Consider the following 1,215-nt stretch of genomic DNA (forward strand, 5'->3'; position numbering starts at 1 on the left):
CTATTCTATAATCTCCGTAACTACGCCGGCTCCCACGGTCCTGCCGCCTTCCCTTATGGCGAACCTCAGCCCTTCTTCTATGGCTATGGGCGATATCAGCTGGATGTCCATCACTACGTTGTCTCCGGGCATTACCATCTCGGTGCCTTCGGGCAGGTTGATGACCCCCGTGACGTCCGTGGTCCTGAAGTAGAACTGGGGCCTGTAGCCGTTGAAGAACGGTGTGTGCCTGCCGCCTTCTTCTTTCTTTAGGACGTATACCTGCCCCTTGAAGTGGGTGTGGGGATGTATGCTGCCGGGTTTGGAGAGTACCATCCCTCTTTCTACTTCGTCTCTGTCTATGCCGCGTAAAAGCGCCCCGATGTTGTCTCCCGCTACCGCCTGGTCCAGCAGTTTCCTGAACATCTCTACGCCGGTGACTACGGTCTTCTTTTTCTCGGGCGCAAGGCCTACTATCTCGACTTCGTCTCCTACTTTGAGGGTCCCTCTTTCTACTCTGCCGGTCACTACGGTGCCGCGCCCGGTGATGGTGAATACGTCTTCTATGGGCATCAGGAAGGGTTTGTCAATGTCGCGCTGTGGTGTGGGAATGTATTCGTCTACGGCGTCCATGAGTTCCCATATCTTGCCGCACCACTGGCATTCCCTCTTGCCGCACCCGCATTCCAGGGCCTTTAATGCAGAGCCGGATACTACGGGTATGTCGTCTCCCGGAAATTCGTAGGAGGAAAGTAGTTCTCTTACTTCCATTTCGACTAGTTCTAGTAGTTCGGGGTCGTCTACCATGTCTACTTTGTTTAAAAATACTACGATGTAGGGTACTCCTACCTGCCTCGCCAGCAGTATGTGTTCCCTGGTCTGGGGCATGGGACCGTCCGCCGCCGATACTACCAGTATCGCACCGTCCATCTGGGCAGCGCCGGTTATCATGTTCTTTACGTAGTCGGCATGCCCCGGGCAGTCTACGTGGGCGTAGTGCCTCTTTTCGGTCTGGTATTCTACGTGGGCTGTGGCTATGGTTATCCCGCGCTCCCTTTCTTCCGGTGCTTTGTCGATCTGGTCATAGGCTACATAGTCGGATAATCCTACATTTGACAGTACTTTTGTGATGGCCGCCGTGAGCGTGGTCTTGCCGTGGTCTACGTGACCTATGGTCCCTACGTTGACATGCGGTTTTGTCCTCTCGTATTTTTGCTTTGCCATATTTATCCTCCT

At 54.0% G+C, this 1,215-nt stretch carries 1 protein-coding gene; it reads right to left on the reverse strand.

What is annotated here, in order from left to right; all coding sequences use genetic code 11:
- Entirely contained in the window at positions 1–1,203 is a 1,203-nt protein-coding gene (tuf, locus tag ACKX14_RS15495; protein WP_422449260.1) for an elongation factor Tu, read from the reverse strand.
- Positions 1,204–1,215: the final 12 nt, after the last annotated feature.

Source organism: Thermorhabdus hydrogeniformans, assembly GCF_049310025.1.
In the GTDB taxonomy this organism is placed as follows: Bacteria; Bacillota; Thermosediminibacteria; order Thermosediminibacterales; family Tepidanaerobacteraceae; genus JBJYKD01.

Coding starts and splice junctions, on each gene's coding strand:
- tuf (WP_422449260.1), bottom strand. CDS start 1,203: ATGGCAAAGCAAAAATACGAGAGGACAAAACCGCATGTCAACGTAGGG.